This window comes from Streptomyces sp. LBL, from assembly GCF_029893585.1.
Lineage (GTDB): Bacteria > Actinomycetota > Actinomycetes > Streptomycetales > Streptomycetaceae > Streptomyces.
This window is the reverse complement of sequence record NZ_JARXYX010000055.1, coordinates 14,428-38,104: the sequence shown is the minus strand read 5'-3', so window position 1 is coordinate 38,104 and position 23,677 is coordinate 14,428. Positions and strand designations below refer to the sequence as shown.

Below are 23,677 nucleotides of genomic sequence, written 5' to 3'. Positions count from 1 at the left end.
CCGTGGGCCCCCGGCCCCCGGGCGGGGGGGGGGCGGGGCCCGGCGCAATGGGGGCCGCGCGGCGGGCCAACGGGCCCCCCGCCCCCCCCCACCCGGGGGCGCCGCGCCGCGCCTGTTGCAGGGGCGGTGCGAGCAGAACTCACGGCGAAGAGTCCGCGGGGCACGTCACATCAAGTGGTCCTCGACGGCCTCGTGCAGGAAAAGGGCGGCGTCGGACACGGCCCGCAGGTCTGCGGTGTCCAGTCCCGCGATGAGCGCAGATGCGGCGTGCATGTCGTGGGCCAGCCGGTGAAGCAGCTCTGTGACGGCCCGCACATCACACCAGTCGGACATGCGGCTGCCTCTCAGGGATCTCATCGGTGCGGGTGCCGTCCGTCTCGGTGCCGACGATGGCGATCACGCTGGTGCCGCCGCTGCTCCGCCGGATCCGGACCGTGGCAGCGTACGCCTCGACCAATTGCAGTCCACGGCCGCTCACGGCCTCTTCGACCGGGCCCGCGTCGCCGGCCTGGTTTTTCCAGGCGCCGTTGTCGGAGACCTCCACGCCCAGGATCTGTTCGCCGGCGAACAGATGCACGGTCACATGCGGGCTTCCGCTGTGCTGGCAGGCGTTCGTCACGAGTTCTGTGACGATGAGCGCGAGGGCTTCAGCCGCCGGCTCTCCCGGGCGCCAGGCGTGCACTGTTCTTCTGGTGAACGCGCGCAGGGCGGGTACGGCGGCATCGGTGGCGGCCATCACGCAGATGGCTGACGTCGAACCCCTGACTACGGGGGGCCGCGCAAGCAGAGGGCTGGTGCTCATGACGCCCCATCTCCTCGGGACTAGGTTCAACGAGGTCCTGGCGGTGAGCCGAGATGATCGGCACAGCGGGCGCACGCCAATCAGCAGCCCAGTGATGGGACGCCCTCGGATGGCGGGCCCCGGCCGGCTCGGGGGTGGGCCGGCCGGGGCCGATCGGGGGGAGGCACGCGGAGGGCTAAGCCGTTTGCGGCCGTTCTCCGTCCTGAGTGAAGTCAACCACGCATCGGTTTGATTTTCAAACCATGCAATGGGGCACTGTCCGCCTGAGAGGAACGGGCAGCGCCCGCCCCTTTCATGGGGCGGAAAAGGTGGTCCACTGACCGACTGTGCGGAAGCCCAGGGACTCGTACAGACGCCGGCCCGCCTCGGTGGTGTGGAGGTATGCGGCCCGCGCGCCCATGGCCCGCCCTTCCCTCAGGATCCGCTCGGTCATCACCCGTGCGTAGCCGCGTCCGCGGAAGGGCGGAAGCGTGGAGATGTTGAACAGGCCCACGCAGTCCTGGAACACCGCTGCCGTACCGGTGGCTACCGCGGTCCCCTCGGCCTCGGCCAGGTACGCAGTCATGCCCGCCGCTGCCATCACGGTGGGCGAGGCGACCTCGGTGAACACGTGCTGCGGCACTGCAAAACCGGCGGCGAGTGCCGCGCTGAGCACCTTGTGATCGCTTCCCGTGGCGCGCCGCACCTTCACTGAAGCCCCGCGCGGCGGCGTCGGCTCGTTGCCGGTGAACGGTCTGAGCATGAACGGCTGTTGCGACCGGACGGTCATCCCGTAGTGTTCGGCGACCTCCACGATGCCGGTGGTCGGCTCGCCACGTATCTGGATGCTCCACGGGACGGTGGTCAGTTCCCTGGCCGCCAGGGCGGCCAGCTCCGCGATCCCGGCGGCATCGGGACGAGCAGCCACGTTGAGCACACCGTTCAGTGCGGCCACAGGGGCCCCGGTGACGGCCAGCACGGCTCCGCCCTCGCCCAGTCGCCAATGACCCCCGGGTGCCGCAGCCGCCAGCGAGGTCATGGCCTCGGCCCAACTGTGTGCAGCGCGTTCGACGTCCTCGCCGGCTCCGCATTCCGTGCATGCGGCTTCAAAGGTGTCCGCAGACATGACCATGAAGCGCACCTTTCTCGACTGCAGAAACTCACGGGAGCGTTGCATCCTCTTGTGTCAGGCCTTGGCGAAGAGGCGATAACGGGCGACCTCCGCGAAACCCATCCGTTCATAGACCGGCAGACCCAGGCTGCTGGCCTGCAACGTGCCGATGCTCAGCCCCTGTTCGCGGCCCGCCTGCAAAGCGGCCGCTGTGAGCTGCGTGCCGATCCCCTGACCGCGACGTTCCTTGAGCGTGCTGACCACGTAGACACCGGCCACGCCCTGACTGCTGTAGAGCGCCGCGGTGCCGACGAGCCTGCCCTCGAGCCATCCGGCGAACCGGATCAGCCGGGGCGAGCTCTCAGGACGTGCCGCCTCGGCCGTCAGTATCTTCGCGGTCAGGTCCGTGTCGATGCCGAACGCCCAGGTCCAGCAGCGCACCCAGTCCGCCAGCCCGGCGGGGTCATCGACGACCCTCACCTCCAGGCCTGCCGTGGGGGACGGCCTGCGGACGCGGTCCAGGCGGACTGCCATCACCGGCATCGAGCCGACCTCTGAGAACTGGTGGGACTCAAGGTCGCCGACCACGCCGGGACGGCTGTCAGGCCCCACCCACCACAGCCACGGAAGTCCGGAAAAGACGGATTCCGCCTCTTGCAGGACGTTCTTGAAACTGCCGCCGGCAAGGGAGACGACACCGTTCAACTGGGCGTCGGCCACGCCGCTCCGATACATGAAGTGGCCGCTCCGCCTTCTTCCTTCCACTCCGTAGCCGAGCCAGAATTCACGTGCGTTGGCCAGCTGCTGGGCAATAACTTTGGGATGCGTCAGTTCATCCATGACATCTCTCCGCACCGGATCGATTCACATTGCTTTCTCCGCCTGTGGCGCTCGGCGGGAAACCTGAAAATGGCCTCACGCAACGCGGAGGCCGGCGGGCCAGTGGCCTCGACACGCTGTCAGCGATCATCTTGCGGGGCACGTCAGGCCGCACAAGAGGAAAGCTGCCGCCCGCCGGCCCCGCACAGCGAACCGTCCCGCCGCTTTGCCCAATGGAGCCACGCCCATGTCCGGGCACCGCTCCACGGCTTCACCCTCGACGGGCTCAGCGCCCGCACCTCGCGGGCAGAGTGGGCCGCTTGTTTTTTGCGACGCCCGGCTGATGGTCAGCCGGTCAGTTCCTGATGGTCCGTACGCGCGCTCACGCGCGCGGGGTGCGTGATCAGAGCAGGCCAGACAGGCAGTCGATGCGTTGGCGGATGGAGTCACTCAACGGCAGGTCGACGCGCCACCGCCGACCCTGCTCGAGCCTGTCAGGCGGGGATCAGCGAGCGGGCGGCCCGGCTGAACGAGGCCACGGCCGTGTCGCCGTCGCCGAGATAGCCGGCCACCATGGCTCCGTCGCGGAGGGCCACCAGCACATCCGCCGCGTGATCCGGGTCCGGGTGGCCGCCGGTGCGCAGTGCTTCCGCGATGGCGCCGTGGAACCAGGTCCGGTGGGTCAGCACGGCTTGGTGCACCGGGCTCTGCTTGTCCGGATATTCCGCTGCGGCGTTGATGAAGGGGCAGCCGCGGAACCCGGGAGCGCAGATTTCCTGGCCGATGCCGTCGATCAGCAGGCCCATCGCGTCCGCGGGAGCACCGGCGTGCGTCATACCGCTGTTCACCCTGTCCCGGATGCTCTGGTCCTCGGCCTGCAGGTACGAGCAGACCAGGTCCTCCTTGCTCGGGAAGTGGCGGTAGAAGGTGGCCCGCGTCACCTGTGCCTCTTCGATGACCCGGTCGACTCCCACGGCCCGGATCCCCTCGGTGTAGAACAGCCGGGCGGCCGTGGAGAGCAGACGGTCGCGCGCTGCGGACCGCTGGGGGGTTTTCTGGTGATCGCGTTCGGCTGGCACGCTCATATCGTAGGGACCCTCCTTCAGGCTCGGGCGACCGCAGGTCACCGGCGGCTGTACTCACCCCCGTCACGGCCTCCCGGAGCGCTGCCCGGGGATGGGCGGCCGGGAGGCTGTGACGGGCTCGGTGATCAGTGGGCGGTGGTGTGCGCCGCGTCCTCGATCACGTGGGTGACGGTGCCGGGGTTGGTGAGCAGTACGTCGTGCGGCGCGTCGACCTCGCTCGTGTGGGAGTGGGCGCGCTGGGCCATGAAACGCTCCGCGGCCGGCGGGATCAGGTGGTCGTCGCCGGCCACGAGGTACCAGGAGGGGATGGTCTTCCACGCCGGAGTCCCGGAGGGCTCGCCGAGCGCCTGGGGGGTGACGGGCCGCTGGGTCGCGGCGAGCACGGCGGCCTCCTGGGCACTGCGGCGGTTGCTGAGGAAGACGTCGCGGAACTTGTCCGGCTTGATGTAGAGGTCGACGTTCGTGGTGCCGTTCTGCGCGAAGGGCACCGGGCTCAGCGCCGTCGGGATGGAGGCGTTCGGGTCGTCGCTGATGTGGCTGCCGGGGAACTTCGCGGTCAGCGCGGAGGCTGTCTCGTCCTTGTCGGGGGCGAAGGCCGCCAGGTAGACGAGGGCGGTGACGTGCGAGTTGCCGGCGGCGGCCTGGGTGATCACCGAGCCGCCGTAGGAGTGGCCGACGAGCACGATCGGGCCGTTGACGGTCTTCAGGTAGTCGGCGAGATAGGCGGCGTCACTCGACAGGCCACGCAGCGGGACCGCGGGAGCGGCGACCGGGTAGCCGTCGTTCTGCAGCCGCTTCGCCACGCCCTTCCAGCTGGAGGCGTCGGCCCAGGCGCCGTGCACGAGGACCACCGTCGGCTTGGGTGTCTGCGGGGTGGTGGCGTCGGCCGTCTGGGTGAGCACCCCGGTGGCCGCAAGGCCCGCTGCCGCAGCCGCGGCCGCCGTGATGGTGAAGGAACGACGGTTCATGACGTGAGTACTTCCTTGTGTGATGGAGGGCAGAGGCCGGGCAACTCCGGCCTCTGTGCTGGGGAACGCCGGGACGTCAGGTGAGCGGCGTTTTAAGGAGCAGAGCGCGGTTGAGGGCCCAGTCCATGGCGTAGTCGGCGACCTCCTGCCAGCCGTCCTGGCCGATCGTGAGGTGGGACCGGCCGGCGAACTCCTGGTAGTCGGTGAGCGACGCGGACTTGCGATACAGGCGGGCGTTGGCCCGGTTCACCTGGGGCGGCACGATGTGGTCCGCGCCGCCCGCGATGAACAGCAGCGGTGCGCGCCTGTCGTTGCGGAAGTCGACACGGGTGACCGCCCGCGGATTGAAGTTCGCGAAGGCGCCCTGGAACAGCACCCGGGCCGGACCGGGCACGTGGTAGCGGTCGTAGGCGGCCAGTGACTCCTCTTCGCTGAGGGTGTTGGCGAACGCGTAGTGGAACTGCCGGGGAGAAAGCCCCATCGCCTTGCCCTTGTTGGCCGGACTGCGCAGTACCGGCCAGGTGGAGCGGAGCGTGGACAGCGGCAGGGGAAGCACCCCCTTGACCGCCGCCGAGTCGATGGCCACCCCTGCGGCGCCCAGACCGCGGTCGAGGAGCAGTTGGACGATGGCCCCGCCGAAGGAATGACCGATCAGGATGGCGGGCCGGTCCAGGTTGCGCACGATGGCCTCGTAGTGGTTCACCACCTCTTCCAGGCCGATGCCGGCCATGGGCGAGGGGTCCAGCCTCAAGTCCTCGACCTCCCCCTCGACTCCGGGCCAGGCCGGAGCCAGTACCTGGAGCCCCTGGGCGGTGTAGTGCGTGACCCAGTGCTCCCAGCTGCGAGGAGTCACCCACAACCCGTGGATGAGCACCACCGCCGGGGCGTCGTGGGCATCGTTGATCATGTCGACTCCAAGAGGGAGAACGTTCTGTCTACCTAGGACAGTAGGCAGGCGCGGGGGCCCGAGTCAAGGCGAGTGAGGCAAATCTGGTTTGATTTTCGAACTGACCTTGCGGACGGATTCCCGGCCGAAGCCGGGGTCCGCCGCCATGACCACATGAACACGAAGAGGAATCGCGACATGTCCGATCTTCTGGACCACACACTCCACGCTCACGGCGGTCTGGACCGCTGGCGCCGAGTCCGGTCGATTCACGCACAGGGCTCCGTGGGCGGGCTCCTGTGGGGCTCGCGCGGGCAAGAAGGGATCTTCGCCACCGCCGACTTCGTTCTCGACGTACGGCGCCAGCACCTCGTGTACCACGATTTCACCGGACCCGGGCTGCGAGGGGTGTTCACTCCCGGCCGGGTGTGGATCGAGGATCGCGCCCGCAACGTGCTCACGCAGCGCCGTTCCCCACGTATGGCCTTCACCGGACACGGCCCCGACTCGCCGTGGGACGACCTGCACGCCCTGTACTTCGGGGGCTATGCCATGTGGAACTACCTGACTGCCCCCTTCCTGTTGACCATGCCCGGCGTGCAGGTGGAGGAGCTGGAGCCGTGGGAGGAGGCCGGCGAGAGACGGCGCCGGCTGCGCGCGGTGTTCCCCGAGGACATCGCCACGCACAGCAGGGAGCAGGTCTTCCACTTCGACTCCACCGGCCTGCTCCGTCGCCACGACTACGCCGCGGAGGTTCTCGGTGCTTCACCGGCCGCGCACTACAGCGACACCCACAAGGAGGTCTCCGGCCTGGTCTTCCCCACCCGCCGCCGCGTCGTCCCCGTCCGCGAGGACGGCCGCTCCGTACCGACGCCGGTTCTCGTCGCCATCGACCTGACACAGATCACCGTCCACTGATCAGAGCCGGGACTTCCAGGTCGCCGGGAGTCCCGGCGGGCAGTCGAGCCGCATGCCCTCGGCGCTCGAACCCTCGATGCGCCGGCGCCACGGGAAGCCGAGCATCCCGGACCGGCCGGCCGCCACCTCCGTGGCCGTGCACCCGGCAGGCCCCGCGGATGCACGGCCTGGGCCTGTCCGCCACCCCGCCCGCCCCGGCCGGCGACACTTCGGTCTCCGGACCGCACCCTGGCCCTCACGGGCCGGGATCCGCGGTGGAGCCCGGGACCGGCGCAGAGGCGGCGCAGAACGCCGGGCCGACGGCCGACCGCGGCTACCGCCCGGACAGGCCACCATGAGCCGGTCCGGCTCGACGCAGTGGGAAGTCTGCCGCCGAGGCCCTGCGGCCCAAGTACGGCCAGTCCTACGACTTCGAAGCAGATGTGGTGGCGGATGCCTTGATGGTGGCCTTCACCGTTTTCGCCTTTTGCTGACGGCCATCCGGCGGAGCCGGACGGCCCCGGAATACCGTGATGTGTAAGGGTCTGGTGATGCGGCGCGTCAGCTCGGATGCTCGTCGGCGCCAAGGAGCGTGAGGGCGTTGTGAATGCCCTGCTCGAGGATCTCGTCCGCAAGCCGTGGGTCGGTCAGGGCGCGGGAGAGCTGCATTGTCCCGACCATCATGGCGAAGACGGTGAGTGCCTTCACGCGTGCCGACGGCGGATCATCCGGTGCCAGGCGGGCAGCGATGTTGTCCACGCTGGTCTGCACGCCGTCGGTGTACGCCTGTTTGGTGGCGTCGGTGCAGCGTCTGATCTCGTCAAGCAGGGCGGCGGAAGGACAGCCGTCCTCGGGACTGTCACGCTGCTGCACCGACAGGTACTCGCGCACGAGCTGCTCGAGTCCGGCACGGCCAGGAGGTGCCTGCGAGCTGAATCTCTCGCTCTGCTTGCGCAGTTGGTCGGCGACCACGGTGGTGAGCAGCTCCTCCTTGGATGCGAAGTGGCCGTAGAAGGCACCCTTGGTCAGCCCCGCGTCCGCCATGAGCGTCGACATTCCCGAGCCCTCGATGCCGTCCCGTTTGAAGCGGCGGCCGGCCCTCTCGACGATCCGCCGCCGCGTCGCCTGCTTGTGCTCTTTGCCGTACCGCACGGCACACTCCTCTTCTGTCTCGTTCTGTCTCGCGTAGGGGTCCGGCTCCCGGCAGATCCGTTCGGCGCAGGACGGGCGCACCAGGGAGGTACCGGGAGCCCTCGTCCGGTCTTCGGCGCTCCTCAGGAAGCCCGTCACCGAACATGGGGAGTCCGCTTCGGGTTTGCTCACGGGTGGCCTCGTCCTGCAGCACATCCCCGTGCTCCTTGAGGAGTCCGTTCTCCGCGGGGACGATGTCCACCGCACCGAGGCGGACGGTTGGTGAGGTCCGCAGGAGCGGCTGTGCAGCATGGCGCACTCGCCCTCGGTGCCGACGCCTGCGGACGCGGGCCTCAGGGATGGAAGTCCAACTGCTCGCTCCCGAACAGGCCGTAACAGTCCGCCATGCCGAGGAAGCTGACACCCGGGTCAACAGCTCGGACGTACGGCACGAACGGCCGCTTCCGGATTCTGGGGGTCATCCCGGACGCAGGGACCGGTCAGTTGTATCGCGCCGCAGCCGAGGCGATGAGCAGGAAGACCGCCCCAAGACTCCCGACGCCTCGGCCGGGGGCGGCCCCTCAGGTGCCATGACTGGTGTGCCCTTCGTCGACGTAGTGCCTCTGCTTGACAGGGCAGGGCTTGCGGACGCGTCGCGGGGGCACTGACCGCACCCGCCCTCTTCTGACTTTAGTCTGACATAGCCAGATGGCCCACGCGCCGACTACGGGAACAGCAGGCGCGAGGGGACCTTCGAAGGGCTGCACGTGCCGACGGTGCCGCAGCTCACGACCGACAGGGGCGACAACGTGGCCGCCTCGGGCCGCGCAGGCCGCGAGAAGAGTCCGGCTGGTCGCCCGCCGGCCACCGACGGCCGTGTTCAGAGAGGCCCCCCGCCGAGTCGGCACGCGAGGCGTCCGCATACTTGACTTCCAGGTCAGAAATCCTGTTAGGGTCCTACCCATGGGAAGGCCCAAAGAGTTCGATCCGGACGCAGCCGTCGAGCAGGCGATGCAGGTGTTCTGGAGCCAGGGATACGGCGCCACCACACCTCAGCACCTTGCTGACACCCTGGGTATCGGCAAGGGCAGTCTCTACAACACCTTCGGCAGCAAACGCCAGCTGTTCGACCTGGCGCTGCGCCGTTACCTGGAGATCCAGGCATCGACCGTGAAAGGCCTCTTGGAGGACTCCGGCCCGGTGAAGGAGCGCCTGCGCAGGGCGCTGCGCGTCCTCGCCGAGACGGACCTCGCCGACCCCGGGCGGCGCGGCTGCCTGGCCATGAACAGTGCCGCCGAGTTCGGGGCCACGGATGAATCCGTGACGACCCAGGTCCGGGGCCTGCTCGACCGCACGGAGGACGCTTTCCAGGCCCTGCTGGAAGAAGGCCAGCGCGCGGGAGAGATCAGCACCGAGCGTGACGCGAAGGCGCTGGCCAGCCTGCTGCTCAACACGGTGACCGGCATGCGGCTCATGGGCCGTGTCGAACCGGGGCCCGACCGGCTCGCGAGAGTGATCGACACCACCGTCGACCTGCTCTGACCGCCCCCGCGCGACAAGCGGCCGGGACGTGGTGCACCCCTATCCACATTTTGTACCTAGAGTTCAAGAAAAGGATGTCCCATGGATCTGAAGCTCGCCTCCAAGACTGCCGTCGTCACCGGCGCCAGCCGCGGCATCGGACTGGCCACGGTCAAGGCGCTCGTCGCCGAGGGCGTCCGCGTCGTCGGCGCCTCCCGCACGATCACCACCGAACTGAAGGAGACGGGCGCCATCGCGGTGGCCGCCGACCTCTCCACCGCGGAGGGTGCGCACACCCTGGTCGAGCAGGCGCTGGCAGAGCTGGGCGGAATCGATCTGCTCGTCAACAATGTCGGCGGCGGCGACGACCTGGCCGTCCAGGGCTTCCTCGAGACCGATGACGAGAAGTGGGCGGCCATCCTCGACATCAACCTGCTCAGCACGGTCCGGGTCACCCGGGCCGCCCTGCCCAGCCTCGTGGAGCGCACGGGCGCCATCGTGAACGTGTCCACGGTCGCCGCTCGTCTGCCGGGTCTGGGCCCGGTGGCCTATGCCGCCGCCAAGGCCGCGGTCACCGCGCTCGGCAAGACCCTCGCGGAGGAGTTCGGCCCGCAGGGCGTCCGCGTCAACACCGTCTCCCCCGGCTTCGTCCGCAGCTCCATCTACGACGGCCCGGAGAAGTTCGGCGGCCAGATCGCGGCGGCCTTCGGCATGGACATCCCCACCTTCCTCAAGCAGGCGCCCGGGGCGCTGGGCATCACCACCGGCCGGTTCGTCGAGCCCGAGGAGATCGCGTCCGCCATCGCCTTCCTCCTGTCCGACGCCGCGGCCAGCATCACGGGTGCCGACTACCTGGTCGACGGCGGCCAGCACAAGGCGGTCTGACCGCCGCCCTCGCGGGCGGCCGACACGCCGCCGCCGCGTCCGCACGACCGCAGACGGGCGCTTCTGCCAGGAGCGTACGATTGACTGGAAGTCAGTCATTTAGTCGTGCGGACAGGCGCGACGACAGAAGGAGCGCCGATGGGAACCCCCGCCACCGCCAAGAGGAAACGGGTCGCCAAGCCGCCGGAGGAGCGCCGCAAGGACATCCTCGACGCCGCGGCCGAGGTGTTCGCCCGCAAGGGCATCGCCGACGCCCGGATCGAGGAGATCACGACCCTCGCCGAGGTCTCCAAGGGCACGTTCTACCTCTACTTCAAGACCAAGGACGAGGCGGCCGCGGCCCTGTGGGAACGCCACATGGACAACTTTGCCGGCGTCGGCGAGAAGATCCTCGGCGATACGGACGTGCCCCTGGGCAGGAGACTCGTGGACGTCCTGGAATCGCTCTGCCGGTTCGCACTCGACCACGCCGACCTCCACCAGGTCCTGTACGACGGGGCGGGCGCCCAGGAAGTGCACGCGGCCGCCAACGAACGCCTGATCGGCATGATCGCGGCTGCCGCGCAGGAGGGCGTCACAAGCGGCGAAGTCACCTGCCAGCAGCCGGACATGATGGCCCGGGCCCTTTTCCACGGGTTCTGCGGAGCCGTCACGGACGCGATCACCGGCTTCGCGCCCCTCTCCCACGAGGAAGTGGTGACGGCCTCGGGCCACATGACCCGTGCGGTGTTCGGGCTCAAGGAAACCGGGCGCGGATAACCGGGCACCCGGCGCCAGGGATGTAATCGGCTCCTCACCTGCGGGGGGGGGGGGGCGGGGGGGGGGGGGCCCCCCCCCCCCCGGGGGGCCCCCCCCGCCCCCCCCCCCCCCCCCCCCCCCCCCCCCCCCCCCCGGGGCGGGGCCCGCCCCCCCCGCGCGGGGGGGCGCGGCGGGTTTTGCGGTGGGGGGTGCGTTGGCCGGCCCCCCGGCGGGGGGGGGGCGGGGGGCGGGCGGGGGGGGGGGGGGGGGGCCCGGGGCGGCGGCCCCCCCCCCCCGCAGGCGTTCGGCACACCTTGCGCCTACCGACCCGTCCGGCTCCCCCCACGGCCGGATGACACCGTGACGTGCATCACGGCACTTTCCAGGACTGCACGAATGACTGGCGGTCAGTCACTGCTAAGCTGACTTCACAACCTGCAAGTCAGCAGGCGTCGAAGCCGCCCTCTCGTGCGGCCTATCCATGAGGTCACCATGTCCAACGCGAAGTACCCCGCCCCGCCGTTCGACCGCGAGCTCAAGCCCGTCCTCGACGTCGTTCTGCAGTCCTTCAACTCCTCGCTCTACCCCGAGGACATCCCGGCACTGCGGTCCGGTGGCTTCACGCCCGGCGTCGAGGAGCTCATCAAGGACCGCCCGATCGAGCACTTCGAGCGCACGATCCCCGGCCCCGAAGGCGCCCCGGATCTGCTGGTCTCCGTCTTCCGCCGCACCGACCACCGCACCCCCGGTCCGGGCTTCTTCTTCACCCACGTCGGCGGACTGATCTTCGGCGACCGCTTCGTCGGGATCGCGCCGATCGTCGACTACGTCGAGCAGCTGGACGCCGTCGTCGTCACGGTGGAGTACCGGCTGGCCCCGGAGAACCCGGCTCCCGCCCAGGTCGAGGACTCCTACGCCGCTCTGAAGTGGACCGCGGAGCACGCCGAGGAGCTCGGCTTCGCCGCGGACAAGCTGATCGCGGTCGGCGGCAGCGCGGGCGGTGGCGTGGCGGCCGCCGTCACGCTCCTGGCCCGGGACAAGAACGGCCCTTCCCTGGCCGGCCAGCTGCTCATGTACCCGATGCTCGACGACCGCAACGACACGGTCTCCAGCCATCAGATCGACGGCATCGGCGTCTGGGACCGCAACAGCAACCTCACCGGCTGGAACGCCGTCCTGGGGGATCGCCGCGGCACCGACGACGTCTCCCCCTACGAGTCCCCGAGCCGGGCCACCGACCTCTCCAACCTGCCGCCCGCCTACATCGAGGTCGGCAGCGCGGAGGTCTTCCGTGACGAGAGCGCCGCGTACGCCTCGTCGATCTGGGCGGCCGGCGGTTCGGCCGAACTGCACGTCTGGGCGGGCGGTTTCCACCTCTACGAGCTCGTCGCCGCGGACACGGCCATCGGCGTCGCGTCCCGTGAGGCCCGCACCAACTGGGTGCGCCGCACCCTGGGCCTCTGAGCGACGTCCGCCCCCTGCCACAGACGGGGAGGTGACGCCCAGGGCTCCAGTACGGCCGGCCAGGGGTCGGACAACGTCCCTTCGTGAACAGCGGACACCAGGTATGCATGCACCCGCTGCTCCAGGGACCGCGGGAGAAACAGGATCCGGGCGGGTGGCCGGGCTCAGCAGAGTGCGGCCACCGGCCCGGATTTCTGCCACCTACACAGGCAGCAGAGAGACGGCGGAGCAGGGTCGTCGCGGGGCGGACGGTGGCTCCGGGCGATTCAATGCGGGATGCCGGCCGACTCGCCGACGGCCCCGACCGGCTCCGGCCTGTCGGTACCGCGAGCCTGTACCGGAAGACAGACGATCAGCCCGCTGACCAGGCCCAGCGCGCCGAACACCCACCACACGTGCTGGAAAGCACCCACAGCCTGGGCCGGCCCGGAATCCCCGACGACGGCGACGAACAGACTGATGCCGAGCACGGCACCCAGTTGCCGGAAACTCTGGCTCACGGCGGAACCCGTCCCGCTCCTGTGGTCGGGCAGCGACGCGACCGCGGCGCCGGCCTGGACGGGCAGCGTCAGGCCGATACCAGCACCGGTCAGCAGCACGGCGGGCAGCCAGTGCGTGGCCCAGTGGGGCGAGGCGCCGACCCCGGCCGCCAGAAGTGCGGACCCGGCCATCCAGGTCACGCCACCGAGAAGAAGAACGGGCCGGAACCCGATCCGAGCCGCCAGGCCGCTGGTCGGACGGGCGATGAACGCCACGAGCAGCGGCCCCGGCGCGCCGGCCAGAGCAGCCCGCAGAACCGAATACCCCCAGACCTGCTGCAAGAAGATGACGTTGCTCAGCAGCATCCCGAAGAAGGACACGGAGAACAGCAGCATCGCCAGGTTCATCAGGCTGAACTGCCGGTCGCGGAACAGCGACAGATCGATCACCGGCCGGGCCGCCGTCGCCGAGCGCCACAGCAGCAGCGGGGTCAGCACGACGGCCCCCACGAACGCGGCGATGACGACGGCCGAACTCCAGCCCCGGGTGGGGCCCTCGATGACGGCGTAGCTCAAAGCAGCGGGAACCGCGGCCACCAGCACCACGGCAACCGGATCGGGGATCCCTCCCACCGAAAACGATCATGACCGCGCAGATCGGCACGTTGACCAGGAAAATCCAGCGCCAGGACGCGTACTGCGTGAGGAGTGCGCCGAGCGTCGGCCCGCAGGCCGCAGCGGCCGCACCCATGGCCCCCCAGGTACCGACCGCGACATGCCGCCTGGCTCCGGGGAACTCCGGCAGGACCAGGGCCAGCGACGTGGGGACGACAAGGGCCGCGAACGCCGCCTGAAGCGCCCGGCCGGCGATGAGCACACCGGGCGTGGGGGCGAGCCCGCACGCCCGGTGTGCTCATGAGGGCGAACCCGCCGAGACCGATCAGGAAGATCTTCTTGCGGCCGTAGCGGTCCGCGAGACGGCCGGCGGGGACGAGGATCGCCGCGAAGGCCAGGCTGTAGGCGTTGAGGACCCACGCCAGCTTGCTCGCGGTGGTGTCGAAACTGTGGCTGATCGTCTCGAAGGCCACGTTGACGATCGTGGTGTCCAGGAAGACGACGAACACGCCGAAGCTGCTGAGCGCGAGGATGCGCAACGGGCTGTGCCCGCCGGTCGGTGCGGGCCGCGGTGGATCGCCGTGCCGGGGCGGCGAGGTGGCGGGTTCCGGTACGGACATGGCGTCCCCCTGAGTTCGAAGAACCTGCTGACGGGGCGACGCTAGCAGCGTTAGTTTGGAAATCAAACTGACAGAGTTGGTGGCTGGTCGTGCCTGTCCCCCGCGGCCTTCGGCAGGGCTTCTGGATCTCGGCGAGTTCGGAGTCCGTCGGCTGGACCGCCGCGGCGACGTTCCTGCGGGTGGACCCTCTTGGTGCCGGGAATCGTGACGATCTCCTCTCCCTGGGGCGAGGCCCCGGGGAGAGCCGGCTGTCCCGGGGTGACCCTTGCGGCCGGCGATTTCGCGCACCGCTTCGACGATGGGCTTGTCGGTCTCGAAAGCGTCGCCGGTGAACCGGGCTCATAAAGTGATCGGGTCCTTACGGACAGACGCGCAGACTGCGGCGCCTTCAAGGCGATTGATTTGGCCCTGTTCTCCCGAAGCTGCCACGAAGTGACAAGTAGCTCTCTGTAGCGGATCTGGGGTCTGCTTTTCAGAGTTTTGGATCTTCTGGGCTCACCGAGCGCCGTGCTCAGCGAGGTTGGTCCGGTCATGACGACCGGAAGGAGCCCGGGATGCGGCAGGAGTGGGAGCCGGAGGACCTGATCGAGGTCTGGACGCTGCTGGAGGAGGACCAGCAGCGGCTGCGGAACAAGTCGGGGGCGAACCGGTTGGGGTTCGCATTGTTGTTGAAGTTCTTCGAGGTGGAGGCTCGGTTCCCGGAGGACACCGGGGAGATCCCGGCGCCGGCCGTGTCGTACGTCGCTCAGCAGGTGAAGGTGCCTGCGGAGGAGTGGGCCGCGTACGACTGGTCGGGGCGGGCGATCAAGCGGCATCGGACGGAGATCCGGGGCGCGTTCGGCTTCCGTGAGTGCACCAAGGAGGACCAGGCCCAGCTCGCCGAGTGGCTGGCGGTCGAGCTGTGCGGGGTGGAGCTGAACCGGGACCGGCTGGCAGAGGCGGTGGTGGTCCGCTGCCGCAACGACCGAGTGGAGACGCCGACGCCCGGGCGTATCGCCCGGCTGGTGGGCTCGGCGGTCAGCACCTTCGAGGAGCGGTTCTGCGCGGCTACCGTGGGCCGGCTGTCGGCGGTGACCCGGTCCCGGCTGGATGACCTGATCGCCGAGGACGCCGGCACGGATGAGGAGAGCGCGGGCGGCGGGGGCACGTTCTTTACCGAGCTGAAGGCGGACCCGGGTGCACTGGGGCTGGACAGCCTGCTGGCGGAGGTGAACAAGCTCCAGCGGGTACGGGCGCTGGAGTTGCCGCCGGAGCTGTTCGGGGAAGTGTCGGAGAAGCTGGTGGCGGCCTGGCGGGCGCGGGCGGCGAAGGAGTACCCCTCGGACCTGCGGGCGGCGGCCGGGCCGGTGCGGTACACGCTGCTGTCGACGCTGTGCCACGTGCGGGAGACGGAGATCACCGACTCGCTGGTGGAGCTGTTCATCCAGCTCGTGCAGAAGATCAACACACGGGCGGAGAAGAAGGTCGAGGGCGAGTTCAACAAGGAGCTGAAGCGGGTCCGCGGCAAGGAGGGCATCCTGCTGCGGCTGGCGGAAGCGGCGGTCGCGGAGCCGAGCGGCACGGTCCGCAAGGTGATCTATCCGGTGGCCGGGGAATCCACGCTGAAGGCGCTGGCGGCGGAGGCCGCAGCGAACGAGGCGCGTTACCGGGCGCGGGTACGCACGGTGCTGCGCTCGTCGTACTCCAACCACTGGCGGCGGATGCTCTCGCCGCTGCTGAACGCGCTGGATCTGAAGTGCAACAACACCGCCTACCGGCCGGTGATGGACGCGATCGACCTGCTCAAGCGGTACCTGGACCAGCCCATCGCGAAGGAGGGCGCGTTCTTCGACGAGGCGGAGAAGATCCCGCTAGGCGGGGTAGTGCGCGAGGAGTGGCGCAAGGCGGTCGTGGACGAGCGCATCCCGTACGAGCTGTGTGTGCTCGTGGCGCTGCGGGACGCGTTGCGGCGGCGGGAGATCTGGGTGCCGGTGGCGGAACCCGGAGGACGATCTGCCGCCGGACTTCGAGGACAACCGCGATGTGCACTACGACGCGATCCGCCAGCCGCAGGACCCGGAGAAGTTCATCGAGGCGCTGCAGAAGCGGCTGCGGGAGGCTCTGACCCGCCTCGACACGGCGCTGGAGTTGGGGACCACGGGCGGGGTGGACATCGTCAAGCGGCACGGCGAGCCGTGGATCAAGGTCTCGCCGCTGGGCAAGCAGGAGGAGCCAAAGAACCTCGTCGCCCTGAAGGCGGAGATCGAGCGCCGCTGGGGCACCATCGACCTGATCGACATCCTCGAGGAAGCCGAGTTCGCCACCGGTTTCACCGGCGAGTTCACCTCGGTCGCAACGCGCGAGGCGGTCCCGAAGGCGATACTGCGGCGCCGGCTGCTGCTGGTCCTGTTCGCGCTGGGCACGAACATGGGCATCAAGCGGGTCGCGGTCACCGGCAAGCACGGCGAGAGCGAGGCCGTCCTGCGCCGGGTCCGGCACCTGTTCGTCAACCGGACCAACCTGCGCGCTGCGCTGGTACGGCTGGTCAACGCCACCTTCGCCGCCCGCGACGCGGCGTGGTGGGGCGAAGGCACCGCCTGCGCGAGCGACTCCAAGAAGTTCGGCTCCTGGAGCTCGAACTTCATGACCGAGTGGCACCAGCGCTACCGCGGGCCCGGCGTGATGATCTACTGGCACGTCGAGAAGAAGTCGCTGTGCGTCTACAGCCAGCTCAAGTCCTGCTCGGCCTCCGAGGTCGCCGCGATGATCGAGGGTGGGCTGCGGCACTGCACGGACGTGGAGATCGACCGGCAGTACACCGACACGCACGGCGCGTCCATCGTCGGGTTCGCCTTCGCCCACATGCTCGGCTTCAACCTGCTCCCACGGCTGAAGAACGTCGGCTCGGCCAGGTTGTACCGGCCGGCGGCCGGGGAGGACGAGAAGTGGCCGCACCTGGCGCCGGTGCTGTCGACCAAGACGATCGACTGGGACCTGATCCGCCAGCAGTACGACCAGATCGTGAAGTACACCACCGCCCTGCGCCTGGGCACCGCCGAGGCCGAGCAGGTCCTGCGGCGCTTCACCCGCGGCGGGCCGAAGCACCCCACCTACCGGGCGATTGAGGAACTGGGACGCGCGGTGCGCACGGCGTTCATCTGTGACTACCTCGCCGACGAGGACTTGCGGCGCGAGGTCAACGACGGGCTCCAGGTCGTGGAGAACTGGAACTCCGCCAACCACGACCTGTTCTACGGCAAGGACGGCGACCTGACCGGCTCCGACAAGGAGAGCCAGGAAGTCTCCATGCTGGCGCTGCACCTGCTCCAGTCGGCGTTGGTGCACGTCAACACGCTGCTGCTCCAGGACATCCTGAACGAGAAGAAGTGGCAGAAGCGGCTCACCGACGCCGACCGGCGGGCCCTGTCCCCGCTGTTCTGGACGCATATCAACCCCTACGGCCGGTTCGAGCTGGACATGAACCACCGGCTCGACCTCACGGCGGCGCTCACGGTGCCCGGGCCCCGCACCTCACCCGAGGCAGAAACGCCCGAGCCGACGACGGACGGAGCGGCGGGGGCGACATCCTGAAGACCTGTACTCCCGTCGTTGTCGGCGGGGCGGCTGGATCGTTTAGCCGCAGGTCCGGGCGCAGCTCAGTGCCTGTTTCTGAACCCAGAAACCGCAGGTCAGCCCGCCAGTGTCCGAAACGCGAAGTTCGTCGAAGCGTTCGCCGAGCGGTCACCGTGACCGTTCGGCGAACGGAACCGCTGGGGTGAGTAGGACGGGCGGGGCGTTGTCCATGGAGAACAAGCCCCCAACCCTGCCTTGATCGTTCTCAAGGTGGTGGCCACCAACTCGGCCCAGAACCCACCTTGGAATCAGGCTACCGAAGCCGCCGACTCCGGGGTTCAGAAACAGGCACATAGGAGTACGGGGACAGCAGCAGAAGCCGCGTTCCTTCTGGCGGTGCATCTCCTCGTTCCGTTGGCCGGGGACGGTCACGATGATCTCGCGCGGCGGGGTGTAGATCTTGTTATGGCGGCCCAGGTAGCAGGGGTCGTGGTAGGTGATGATGCCCTCGACGGGGTGACGGGGATCAGCTTGTCCTCGTCGACGACAGCAGCTGGGTGTGATGGATGACCTCGTAGTCGCCGCCGAGCTGCGGGTACTCGTTGCCGATCCTGTTGAGGCAGTGCGGGCAGGTGGCGACGATCTTCTTCGCAGATGTGGACTTGGCGGACTCCGGGACCACTTTGCCGTCGCCGATCAGCTCCTCGCCGAACGCCATGTTCAGCGCCATGACGTTCTCCATGCCGAGCTCCTGGAACAGAGGCTCGTTGCCCAGACGCCGGGCGGCGTCACCGGTGCACCGCCGCCCGAGATCGCGAGCTCACACATCGGCATGACCGTGCTTGACCGGGCAGCCGTCCGGTCACCCGTGGCGGTGCTCACCGTGATCAAAACCTTCCGGCGATGTGCGTGAGAGCGCTCATCAGGGCGTCCCGATGTTCCTGGGGCAGGTCGCCAAGCACGGCTTCATCAAGAGACGGCGAGCTCTTACTGATGAAGTCGACGAGCTCGGCACCCTCCTGGGTGAGCTGGAGGACCTTGCGGCGCCGGTTGTCCGGAGCGGTAAGGCGGGTGAGCTGGCCGCGTTCCTCGAGGCCACGAAGGAGGGGGGTGAGGGTGGCCAGGTCGATACCTGCCAGATCGCCCATCTGGGATTGAGTGAGGCCGGGGTTCTCGCGCAGGGTGAGCAGGACCGCGCACTGGGGCGGAGTGAGTGCTCCGTAGAGGCGGTGCCACTCGGCCGTGTAGATCCTCAGCGCCCGCCTGAGCATGTAGAGCGGCGATTCGGCAAGGGCCCGGGGAATTCTGAGCTCGCTGTTCATGACGTCGTTCGCCTCCATGAGCGTGACCGTGGTTTGCGTTCCTAGCGCAGCAGTGTATCTTCGTGTACGAAACTTCGTGTACGAAAGGTTGCTTCTCATGCGGTTGATCGTGGGTATGACCGGGGCAACGGGCGCGATCTTGGGGATCCGGCTCCTGGAGGAGTTGCGCACCCAGCCGGACGTGGAGACACACCTGGTGATGAGCCAGTGGGCCCGGGCGACCATCGAGCTGGAGACCGGCTGGTCGGGCCGGGAAGTCGCCGAACTCGCCGATGTGGTGCACGGTCCGCGGGACCAGGCCGCATCCATTTCCAGCGGCTCGTTCCGTACTGACGGCATGGTGATCCTGCCGTGCAGCGCCAAGACCCTGGCCGCCATCCGGGCCGGCTACGGCAGCGACCTCGTCTCGCGCGCCGCGGACGTGGTCTTGAAGGAGCAGCGCCGCCTAGTGCTGGGAGTACGCGAGACGCCGCTGTCGGCGATTCATCTGGAGAACATGCTCGCCATGGCACGCATGGGCGTCACGATCCTGCCGCCCATGCCGGCCTTCTACAACAAGCCCGAAACGGTCGACGACATCGTGGATCACCTCGTCGCGAGGGTGATGGACCAGTTCGGGCTGGACAGCGGGAGGGCTGTGCGCTGGGACGGCCCGGCCACTGCGCGCGGCAACGGCCGGCGCACCGCTCCGCGAGTTCCCGGCACCCCCCTGGGCATGGCCAAAGCTGTCGGTTGACGTTAGCAAACCCAGTCACCCACTGATCGGCCTTCACGGGCGGACAGTATCTACCAGAAAGGACAAATACACTGTCATGACATATCTGAAGGATCTGCGCGAATACATGGACGCTCTGGACAAGCTCGGAGATCTCCGGGTTATCGACCGGGAGGTCGATCCCCACCTCGAGGTCGGCGCCGTCATCCGCCGCGTGTATGAGACCAAGGCGCCGGCGCCGCTGTTCAACAACCTGAAGGGCTCTGAGCCCGGTTACCGACTTTTCGGCGCCCCCGGCGGTCTGAGTTCGGCACCGGGTCAACCGCTGGCCCGCATCGCGCTCTCGATCGGCCTGGACGCCGACGCGGATGCCCGGAAGATCGTCGAAACTCTGGCGGAGGCCCGCACCCGCAAGCCCATCGAGCCGGTCCTGGTCGAAACCGGACCGGTGAAGCAGAACATCCTGCTCGGCGACGACGCCTCACTCGACCGCTTCCCCACCCCGTTGCTCCACGACGGCGATGGCGGCCCCTACGTGAACACCTGGGGCACCATCGTCGCACGCACCCCTGACGGGAAGTTCACCAACTGGTCGATCGCCCGAATCATGATGATCGACGAAAAGACCATGACCGGCCTCGTACTGCCCGGGCAGCACATCAATCACGTATGGCAACAGTGGGTCGACATTGGACAGCCGATGCCGTTCGCCCTGGTCCAGGGCGGCCCGCCGGTCCTGCCGATCGTCTCGGGCATGCCGCTGGCCACGGGAGTGGAGGAAGGCGGCTACATCGGCGGCCTGCTCGGCGAGCCCATCGAGTTGGTCCAGTGCGAGACCGTGGACCTCCAGGTCCCGGCCACCGCGGAGATCGTGATCGAGGGGCACCTGTCGATCGAGCGCACCGCTGTCGAGGGTCCGATGGGCGAGTTCGCCGGCTACGTCCCCAGCCACACGACCATGTGTCCGGTTTACAGCATCGAAGCCATCACTCACCGCGACGACCCGATCTGGCCGACCTGTGTCGAGGGTGAGCCGGTGGACGAATTCCACACCGTCACCGGACTCGCAGCGGCCGCGGAGGGGCTTGCCGCACTGCGCGCCGCCGGACTGCCCGTCACCACCGCCTGGATGCCATTCGACGCCGCAACTCACCTCTTGGTCGTCAGTGTCGCACCGGACTGGCGCAAGCAGCTGCCTGGGGTCAGCACCGGCGAGCTGACCCAGCGCATCCACGACGTGATCTACGCCCAGCGCTTCACCGTCACCGTCCCGCGCCTCGTCGTGCTCGATGACGACGTGGACACCTCAAATGTCGCTGAGTTGATGTGGGCCCTGGCCACCCGTGTCCACCCCACCAAGCGGCGCATTCTGCAGACCGCACCCATTCTTCCGCTGCTGGCCTGCTACACCCTCGAGGAACGGCACGCCGCCAGCGCCGAGCACGTCACCTACGACGCGCTGTTCCCTGCCATCGACGAAGGCCGCGAGCCGCGCGCTTCCTTCCGGTACAACTACCCCGCCGAAATCCAGGAACGAGTCATCGCTCACTGGAACGACTGACAGATCCCTCCACCCACGACTCGTGACCGCCCGACCGCTTCCCAGAGTGATCCGCCGCAGCGCTGTTGTTGGACCGCTGTGCGGTTTCACGCCAGATACCAGTTCGAAAGGAATGCCGTGCCGCTTTACCAGTGCCTTGTGCCGGCCGGATCGCTCAACGCCGAGCTTCGTGCCGACCTGGCGGAAGCAATCACGACCGTGCACACCTCGGTGACGGGCGCGCCCCGGGGATTCGTCAACGTCGTGTTCACTGAATACGAGCCGTCGACGTTCTTCACCGCCGGTAAGCCCAGGGAGGCGTCATATATCGATGGAACGATCCGGGCCGGCCGGGATCGGGCGGCGCGAGCCGAACTTCTGACCCGGCTGTCCGAAGCATGGACCGCGATCACCGGCCAGGACGCCCGAAGCCTGCTGCTCGGCCTCACCGAGGTCGATCCCACGTCCTTGATGGAGGCTGGGCTGATCGTACCCGCGCCTGGTGAAGAGGCGGCCTGGATGCATCGCCACAGGCACGTTCTCGGAGACGTGCTGTCGGCCGACTAACAGCATCGGGGAGAGCCCGCCTTGCACAGGGCGGGCTCTCCCGCGGACCAGCTGATCAGCACCTCCCGCACGCCGGGGGAACCTCAGACGGCCTGCTTGAAGCAGCCCAGGGCGCGGCGCCCGCGCCGGGTGCCGACCTCGACTCGATGGCTTCTCAGGAGCCGGGCCAGGTGCTCGGCGGTAGACCGCCGGACATCGAGAACGGCGGTGTATGTAAGTGCCTGTTTCTGAACCCAGAAACCGCAGGTCAGCCCGCCAGCGTCCGAAACGCGAAGTTCGTCGAAGCGTTCGCCGAGCGGTCACCGTGACCGTTCGGCGAACGGAACCGCTGGGGTGAGTGGGACGGGCGGGGCGTTGTCCATGGAGAACAAGCCCCAGGGGCCGGGCGAGTCTGTCGGCGGGCCAACCCTGCCTTGATCGTTCTCAAGGTGGTGGCCACCAACTCGCCCCAGAACCCACCTTGGAATCAGGTTACCGAAGCCGCCGACTCCGGGGTTCAGAAACAGGCACTCAGCTTGTTTTTTATGGTTTGTGAGCTTTGAGTTGATTACGTTCAGCGATGCTTTCAGGGCGTCTAGTCGATTTGCCCACGTCGTAACGGGTGGCGGGTCGCCGGTTCTTCGATCCAAGTGGGCGCCCTGGGCCGGGCGTTGAGGGTTTGGGTGCACGGGCCGGACTGTGCAGGTGAGGGCGGAGGTTCCTGAACCCGCGGCGGACGCGGGCCGGGGTGAGCCGGGCGGGCTCGGCCCGCTTCTCCCAGGGGCGGCGGAGATCGGCCGCGGCCTCGCGGGTGAGCCGGAGCTGGGTGTGTGCCGCGAGCACGAGCCACGTCCACCGGTCTGCGGCCTCGGGAGTACGCAGTCTGGGACGGGTCCAGCCGAGCGTCTGCTTGACGAAACGGAAAGTATGTTCAAGATCGAAACGCCTCAGGAACGCTTGCCACCGCAGGTCGACGTCCTCGCTGGTCATGCCGGTCTTGGAGGACCACAGCCAGACGGGCAGCGGGTCGTGACCGCCGGGCAGATGGTCCACCTGGAGGCGGATCAGGGTGCCCTCGATGACGGGGAGTTCGTCGTCGTGGTCGATCCACGCACTGCGGGTGGTGAGCCGCGGGTGGATACGGTCCCAGGCCATCGCCTTCGCGGTGCCGTAGCGGTCGGTGACCTGCACCGTCTCCGCGTCGGGCTCGCCCCAGGTCTCGGGCCTGGCGAAACGGAACTCCTTGCCGTGCTTCGGCGGTCGCCCGCCCTGAGGATAGGACAGGGCGTACTCCTTGAGCGAGGGCGCCGGACGGCGCATCACCCGGTCCGCACGCATGCGTCCGAGGACCTCGACGGGCAAGCCGTCGAGGAGGTAGGCCATGCGCGGGGCGTCATAGCCGGCGTCGAAGACGACCAGGATGTCGTCGTCACCGGCTTCCCACTGCCCCTGGGCGATCAGGTCGGTGACGACGCGGCGGACCTGGGCTGCGGTGACTTCGGCGACATCGTCGTCGGGGCCGAGCCGGACCGCATCCAACAGCTGGCACCACGACGTGCGACCCGTCTCCAGCGCGGCGACGAATGAGTACGGCCAGCCGGGGATGAACTGATCACTGGACCGTCCCGAGCGTCCGTAGACATGGCAGAACAGACGGTCCGGGCTGGTCGGCGCGTCCGGACGCAGCCACGCGGAGACATCGACGGCCAGGACCAGGCGCCCGTCGGCGGCCTTGGGCTGCGGCAGCATGGCCAGCGCCTTGCGCAGCCCGGCCACGTCGATGCGGCCCTGGTTGAGCGCGTCGTACAACGCGCCGTGCCCACGCCGGTGCTCGGCCAGCAGCGTCAGATCGACCGGCGAGGTCACCGGGCCGTTCCCGCAGAGCATCGCGTCCGTGAGCTCGAACAGCGCGTCACCGCGCCGGGTCAGACATGCGTAGAAGTCCTCCCTAAAGTGGGACGTGAAGTCGAAAGCGTCCCGCCGGGCATCATGGTCGAGCACA

General features: G+C 68.7%; 22 protein-coding genes and 2 pseudogenes. 11 read left to right on the top strand and 13 right to left on the bottom strand.

Annotated features, from left to right (window positions below):
• Positions 1–165: 165 nt before the first annotated feature.
• From M2271_RS40615 to M2271_RS40585, 7 genes are all read right to left on the bottom strand, one after another.
• Positions 166–333, bottom strand: coding sequence for a hypothetical protein (locus M2271_RS40615; RefSeq protein ID WP_280892497.1), 168 nt, complete (start codon positions 331–333; stop codon positions 166–168).
• The gene (locus tag M2271_RS40610; RefSeq protein ID WP_280892496.1) at positions 317–802 is read right to left on the bottom strand and encodes an ATP-binding protein; all 486 of its coding nucleotides are present in this window, start codon (positions 800–802) and stop codon (positions 317–319) included. Before M2271_RS40610 ends, M2271_RS40615 begins: the two co-directional genes overlap by 17 nt.
• A 292-nt stretch (positions 803–1,094) precedes the next feature.
• Positions 1,095–1,913, bottom strand: a complete 819-nt coding sequence (locus M2271_RS40605) for a GNAT family N-acetyltransferase (protein WP_280892495.1) — start codon at positions 1,911–1,913, stop codon at positions 1,095–1,097.
• Positions 1,914–1,967: 54 nt separating this feature from the next.
• The gene (locus tag M2271_RS40600; protein ID WP_280892494.1) at positions 1,968–2,732 is read right to left on the bottom strand and encodes a GNAT family N-acetyltransferase; all 765 of its coding nucleotides are present in this window, start codon (positions 2,730–2,732) and stop codon (positions 1,968–1,970) included.
• Positions 2,733–3,205: 473 nt separating this feature from the next.
• Positions 3,206–3,796 carry a TetR/AcrR family transcriptional regulator gene (locus M2271_RS40595; RefSeq protein WP_280892493.1) on the bottom strand — a complete coding sequence of 197 codons (591 nt, stop codon included), beginning with the start codon at positions 3,794–3,796 and terminating at the stop codon, positions 3,206–3,208.
• Between the two features lie 125 nt (positions 3,797–3,921).
• Positions 3,922–4,764 carry an alpha/beta hydrolase gene (locus M2271_RS40590; protein ID WP_280892492.1) on the bottom strand — a complete coding sequence of 281 codons (843 nt, stop codon included), beginning with the start codon at positions 4,762–4,764 and terminating at the stop codon, positions 3,922–3,924.
• 76 nt (positions 4,765–4,840) lie between these two features.
• The gene (locus M2271_RS40585) at positions 4,841–5,671 is read right to left on the bottom strand and encodes an alpha/beta hydrolase (protein WP_280892491.1); all 831 of its coding nucleotides are present in this window, start codon (positions 5,669–5,671) and stop codon (positions 4,841–4,843) included.
• A gap of 177 nt (positions 5,672–5,848) precedes the next feature.
• Here M2271_RS40585 and M2271_RS40580 point away from each other — a divergent pair, with 177 nt between their 5' ends.
• Positions 5,849–6,568, top strand: a complete 720-nt coding sequence (locus M2271_RS40580) for a hypothetical protein (protein ID WP_280892490.1) — start codon at positions 5,849–5,851, stop codon at positions 6,566–6,568.
• Here M2271_RS40580 and M2271_RS40575 read toward each other — a convergent pair whose 3' ends face one another.
• Both M2271_RS40575 and M2271_RS40570 read right to left on the bottom strand, forming a co-directional pair.
• Complete coding sequence (locus M2271_RS40575; protein ID WP_280892489.1) at positions 6,569–6,694, bottom strand: hypothetical protein; 126 nt, start codon at positions 6,692–6,694, stop codon at positions 6,569–6,571.
• Positions 6,695–7,108: 414 nt separating this feature from the next.
• Complete coding sequence (locus M2271_RS40570) at positions 7,109–7,699, bottom strand: TetR/AcrR family transcriptional regulator (protein WP_280892488.1); 591 nt, start codon at positions 7,697–7,699, stop codon at positions 7,109–7,111.
• A gap of 942 nt (positions 7,700–8,641) precedes the next feature.
• Here M2271_RS40570 and M2271_RS40565 point away from each other — a divergent pair.
• From M2271_RS40565 to M2271_RS40550, 4 genes are all read left to right on the top strand, one after another.
• The gene (locus M2271_RS40565; RefSeq protein WP_280892487.1) at positions 8,642–9,220 is read left to right on the top strand and encodes a TetR/AcrR family transcriptional regulator; all 579 of its coding nucleotides are present in this window, start codon (positions 8,642–8,644) and stop codon (positions 9,218–9,220) included.
• An 81-nt stretch (positions 9,221–9,301) separates the two neighbouring features.
• Positions 9,302–10,084 (top strand): oxidoreductase, encoded by a 783-nt coding sequence (locus M2271_RS40560; RefSeq protein WP_280892486.1) that lies wholly within the window; start codon positions 9,302–9,304, stop codon positions 10,082–10,084.
• Between the two features lie 138 nt (positions 10,085–10,222).
• Positions 10,223–10,843, top strand: coding sequence for a TetR/AcrR family transcriptional regulator (locus M2271_RS40555; RefSeq protein ID WP_280892485.1), 621 nt, complete (start codon positions 10,223–10,225; stop codon positions 10,841–10,843).
• Between the two features lie 471 nt (positions 10,844–11,314).
• Complete coding sequence (locus M2271_RS40550) at positions 11,315–12,286, top strand: alpha/beta hydrolase fold domain-containing protein (protein WP_277329349.1); 972 nt, start codon at positions 11,315–11,317, stop codon at positions 12,284–12,286.
• A gap of 266 nt (positions 12,287–12,552) precedes the next feature.
• Here M2271_RS40550 and M2271_RS40545 read toward each other — a convergent pair whose 3' ends face one another.
• A complete protein-coding gene (locus tag M2271_RS40545) occupies positions 12,553–13,398 on the bottom strand; it encodes an MFS transporter (protein WP_280892484.1) in 846 nt (281 codons plus the stop codon).
• Between the two features lie 390 nt (positions 13,399–13,788).
• Between M2271_RS40545 and M2271_RS40540 the strand changes: the two genes are divergently transcribed.
• From M2271_RS40540 to M2271_RS40530, 3 genes and pseudogenes are all read left to right on the top strand, one after another.
• Positions 13,789–14,013: a hypothetical protein gene (locus M2271_RS40540; RefSeq protein WP_280892483.1), complete on the top strand. Its 225-nt coding sequence runs from the start codon at positions 13,789–13,791 to the stop codon at positions 14,011–14,013.
• Positions 14,014–14,554: 541 nt separating this feature from the next.
• Positions 14,555–14,956 (top strand): annotated as a pseudogene (locus tag M2271_RS40535) (DUF4158 domain-containing protein); the annotation flags it as partial.
• A gap of 1,066 nt (positions 14,957–16,022) precedes the next feature.
• On the top strand, positions 16,023–17,570 hold the full coding sequence (locus M2271_RS40530) for a transposase (RefSeq protein WP_280892482.1): 1,548 nt from the start codon (positions 16,023–16,025) through the stop codon (positions 17,568–17,570).
• A gap of 351 nt (positions 17,571–17,921) precedes the next feature.
• Here M2271_RS40530 and M2271_RS40525 read toward each other — a convergent pair.
• Together M2271_RS40525 and M2271_RS40520 are read right to left on the bottom strand one after the other, a co-directional pair.
• Positions 17,922–18,354 (bottom strand): annotated as a pseudogene (locus M2271_RS40525) ((Fe-S)-binding protein); the annotation flags it as partial.
• 85 nt (positions 18,355–18,439) lie between these two features.
• Positions 18,440–18,892: a MarR family transcriptional regulator gene (locus tag M2271_RS40520; protein ID WP_280892481.1), complete on the bottom strand. Its 453-nt coding sequence runs from the start codon at positions 18,890–18,892 to the stop codon at positions 18,440–18,442.
• 79 nt (positions 18,893–18,971) lie between these two features.
• Between M2271_RS40520 and M2271_RS40515 the strand changes: the two genes are divergently transcribed.
• From M2271_RS40515 to M2271_RS40505, 3 genes are all read left to right on the top strand, one after another.
• Positions 18,972–19,610, top strand: a complete 639-nt coding sequence (locus M2271_RS40515; protein WP_280892480.1) for a UbiX family flavin prenyltransferase — start codon at positions 18,972–18,974, stop codon at positions 19,608–19,610.
• Between the two features lie 76 nt (positions 19,611–19,686).
• Positions 19,687–21,150, top strand: a complete 1,464-nt coding sequence (locus M2271_RS40510; protein WP_280892479.1) for a UbiD family decarboxylase — start codon at positions 19,687–19,689, stop codon at positions 21,148–21,150.
• A 117-nt stretch (positions 21,151–21,267) separates the two neighbouring features.
• The gene (locus tag M2271_RS40505; RefSeq protein WP_280892478.1) at positions 21,268–21,696 is read left to right on the top strand and encodes a tautomerase family protein; all 429 of its coding nucleotides are present in this window, start codon (positions 21,268–21,270) and stop codon (positions 21,694–21,696) included.
• Positions 21,697–22,218: 522 nt separating this feature from the next.
• On the opposite strand, the gene M2271_RS40500 is transcribed toward M2271_RS40505, so the two are convergent.
• Positions 22,219–23,676 carry an NF041680 family putative transposase gene (locus tag M2271_RS40500; protein WP_348539234.1) on the bottom strand — a complete coding sequence of 486 codons (1,458 nt, stop codon included), beginning with the start codon at positions 23,674–23,676 and terminating at the stop codon, positions 22,219–22,221.
• Position 23,677 lies beyond the last annotated feature (1 nt).